This is a genomic window from Shewanella sp. 11B5 (genome assembly GCF_002836795.1).
Lineage (GTDB): Bacteria > Pseudomonadota > Gammaproteobacteria > Enterobacterales > Shewanellaceae > Shewanella > Shewanella frigidimarina.
In genome coordinates, this window is sequence record NZ_PJAP01000629.1 from 1 (window position 1) to 3,707 (window position 3,707).

4 protein-coding genes are annotated in these 3,707 nt (G+C 41.4%); all 4 read left to right on the plus strand.

Annotated features, from left to right (window positions below; all coding sequences use genetic code 11):
• On the plus strand, positions 1 to 718 hold a 718-nt coding region (gene tolA, locus CXF78_RS14490), incomplete at its 5' end, for a cell envelope integrity protein TolA (protein ID WP_102037201.1).
• A gap of 43 nt (positions 719 to 761) precedes the next feature.
• Positions 762 to 2,090: a Tol-Pal system beta propeller repeat protein TolB gene (gene tolB, locus CXF78_RS14495; RefSeq protein WP_102037202.1), complete on the plus strand. Its 1,329-nt coding sequence runs from the start codon at positions 762 to 764 to the stop codon at positions 2,088 to 2,090.
• Positions 2,091 to 2,113: 23 nt separating this feature from the next.
• Positions 2,114 to 2,650, plus strand: a complete 537-nt coding sequence (gene pal, locus CXF78_RS14500) for a peptidoglycan-associated lipoprotein Pal (protein ID WP_011636936.1) — start codon at positions 2,114 to 2,116, stop codon at positions 2,648 to 2,650.
• A 55-nt stretch (positions 2,651 to 2,705) separates the two neighbouring features.
• On the plus strand, positions 2,706 to 3,443 hold the full coding sequence (gene ybgF, locus CXF78_RS14505) for a tol-pal system protein YbgF (RefSeq protein ID WP_011636937.1): 738 nt from the start codon (positions 2,706 to 2,708) through the stop codon (positions 3,441 to 3,443).
• Positions 3,444 to 3,707 lie beyond the last annotated feature (264 nt).

Below are 3,707 nucleotides of genomic sequence, written 5' to 3' on the forward strand. Positions count from 1 at the left end.
ACTAGAACGTAAAGCATCAGAAGCTCGCCGTGAGCGTGAACGTGAACAAGAAAAAATTAAAACTTTAGAGATCCAGCGTAAACAAAAAGAGCAGGAAACTCAAAAGGCTAATGACGCCGCTAAAGCAGCTCAGGCAAAGCAAGTGCTAGAAAAAGAGCGAGCAGATAAAGCTGAAGTAGTACGCAAGCAAAAAGAACAAGAGCAAAAAGCTTCTGAGGACGCAGCTAAGAAAGCAGCTGAAAAACGTAAGCAAGAAGAGGCTGCTGCGAAAAAAGCTCAAGAAGAACGTCAACGTGCTGATGACGAACGTAAGCGTAAAGAAGATGCTGAGCGTAAACGTAAAGCAGAAGCTGATACTAAAGCGCGTCAAGAACGTGAAATGGCAGAGGCTATGGCTGCTGAACAAGATTCACTTTCTAAAACACGTAACAAGCAAGTGTTGTCAGAAGTTGATAAGTATAAAGCCATGATTATTGCCACTATTCAACGAAATTTAGTTGTTGATGAGTCAATGCGTGGGAAAAGCTGCAGGGTCTTTATTCGTCTAGCGTCAGATGGTTTTGTCACAACAAGCCAAACGTTAGATGGTGATCAGGTGGTTTGTCGAGCAGCCAAAGCGTCGATAAATAAAGCGGGACGGTTACCAGTATCGCCTGAACCGGCTGTTTATCAGCAATTAAAAGAAATTAATTTAACCGTTTCACCGGAATTTAATTAATATAAATCGTATTTAATGATGGAATGGAGTTAAAAGGAGTCGCATGAATAATTTGGCTAAATGGCTAACACTGGTATTAATAGTGTTAACTACACCCGCTCGCGCAGCGTTAGATATTGTTATTACAGAAGGGGTTGATGCAGCAAGACCAATTGCTGTAGTACCTTTTGTATGGCAAGGGCAAGGTCCCGCTCCTGCATCTATTTCTGATGTGGTAGCATCTGATTTATCTCGCAGTGGTACATTTAAGACACTTGATGTTCGTGCATTGCCACAATCAACTATTTCGTCTGTAAATGGTTTTACTGCTCAAAACTGGGCTAATGTAGAAGCTGAAGCGCTTGTAGTTGGTACGGTTAAGCCATATGGAGCAGATCAATACCTAGTGAGTTTTGAGCTGATTGATTTAGTCAAAGCACAACTGCAATCGGGTAAAGGGCCTCAGAATAACAATGAGTTATTACTTGAAAGCCGTGAAACGGTTATTAGTGCAAACCAATTTAGACAGTATAGCCATCGTATCAGTGATATTGTTTATGAAAAGCTCACCGGTATTCGTGGTGCATTTTTAACCCGTATCGCATATGTTGTGGTTAAACAAGGTCAAAAAGCACCTTACCATCTAATGATTGCGGATTACGACGGCTACAATGAACAAATGCTACTACGTTCACCAGAGCCCTTGATGTCACCAACTTGGTCTCCTGATGGGCGTCGTTTAGCCTATGTTAGTTTTGAAAATAGAAAAGCTGAAATCTTTGTTCAAGACATTTACAGCCAAACTCGTACATTAGTGAGTAGTTTTGACGGTATTAATGGTGCACCGGCTTTTTCTCCTGATGGGAAAAAATTAGCTGTTACACTGTCAAAAGATGGCCAACCAGAAATTTATGTCGTCGATATTGCCACTAAAGCAACTCGACGTATTACAGAGCATTACGCAATTGATACAGAACCATCTTGGTTCCCAGACGGTAAATCAATTTTATTTACCTCTGAACGTGGTGGGAAACCACAGTTATATCGCGTAAGTTTAGATACAAATAAAGTCTCGCGTATGACTTTTGAAGGTGAATGGAACCTCGGCGGTTCAATTAGCCCAGATGGTCGTAGTATGATTTTTGTAAACCGTACTAACGGTAAATTCCATATTGCTAGAATGGATCTTGCAACACGCTTTATGCAGGTGCTTTCATCAACTCAACTTGATGAATCACCAAGTGTTGCTCCAAATGGCACTATGGTTATCTACGGTACAACCCATCAAGGTAAACAAGTGTTAGCTGCTGTTTCTATGGACGGCAGATTTAAAGCAAGATTGCCTGTCGGCCAGGGCGAGGTGAAGTCACCCGCATGGTCTCCGTTTCTCTAAATAGATATTGATAAGGATTTAAAATGGATCTGAATAAGTTGTTTAAAGCTATGTTGGTTGCAGTTCCGCTTATGGCACTGGGTGCCTGTAGCTCAACTTCAGACTCTGAAACTGACGCTAACGGTTCTATGAGTGGTACTGGTAGTGAATACGGTAATGGTGGTATTGAAACTGGCGGTGTAGCTCCTGTACTAAGCTCTGCAGAACAGCAGCGTTTAAAAGAACAAGAATTACGTCGTCAAAATATCATTTACTTCGACTTTGACCGCAGTGAAGTTCAAAGTGAAAATGCTGAGATCATTCAAGCTCATGGTAACTACTTAGTTGAGCATCCAAATGTTCGAGTATTGATTGAAGGTCATGCTGATGAACGTGGTACGCCAGAATACAACATCGCACTAGGCGAACGTCGTGCTAAAGCGATTGCTAAGTATTTACAAGGTATGGGTGTACAACCTAGCCAAATGAGCATCGTGAGCTACGGCGAAGAAAAGCCATTAGATTATTCACGCAACGATACTGGTTTTGCTAAAAACCGTCGTGGTGTGTTAGTTTACTAAAGCGTAAAAAGTGCAAGGCCAACCGTTATCGGTTGGCCTTTTTTAGGAGATAAAAATGAAACTAGCCATATTAGTTGCGGCGATGTTCTTTACAACGGCAACGGCTTTTGCTGCACCAGCACCGGTTTCGGATGCATCTGGTGGTTCAAATGATGACAGAATTTCAAGATTAGAGCGCATCATTAAAGCAAAGCAACAAGGCGAATTCGACATGCAGCGTCGTATGGATGCATTGCAAAATGAAGTGTTGGATTTAAGAGGCATTACTGAGCAACAAAATTATCAAATGAATCAGATGTTACAGCGTCAACGACAGCTGTACGAGGAAATTGCTAATCTTACTGCTAAGTCATCAACCCCAGCAGCACCAGTTCAAGCTGATGCCACTACGGTTGCCGCAGCTAGTTCAACGTTGGGCGAGACAGGAAGCTATGAGGCCGCTGTGAACTTGGTCCTTAAAGAACGTAAGTACGATGAAGCCATTCCTGCTTTTCGTAGTTTTATATCGACATACCCAGACTCTAATTATGCAGCTAATGCAAACTATTGGTTAGGCCAGTTGTTGTACAACAAAAGCGAGTACAATGATGCGAAACAAGCATTTAGTACTGTTGTCAGTAAATTTGCAGATTCAAATAAGCGTGGCGATAGTTTAGTTAAGCTTGGCATGATTGCAGAAAAAGAAAATGATTCTGCCGGTGCAAGAGCTTTGTATAACAAAGTTCTAAAAGAGTACGCAGATAGTGCCTCCGCACGCCTTGCACAACAACAATTATCAGCATTGAAAGGCTAATTAAGCCAAAAAACAGCCTCTTAGTCTGTTTTTCATGCAAACAACAAGAAATTATAAATTTGCGCTTGCATGAGAAATTGAAAAAGGTATTATAGGCGCCCTCAGAACGGCAGAGCCTTCTGGGGTGTGTTGAGGTGATACTAACTTAGTCTACAGTTACTGTGATATGAGTTATTATTAACAATCAACACAATGGGATGTTAATTTAACAAGTCTTGAAATATAGCAGTTAGGTATGTTCCAGTAAGAATATCAGTTCTTGCA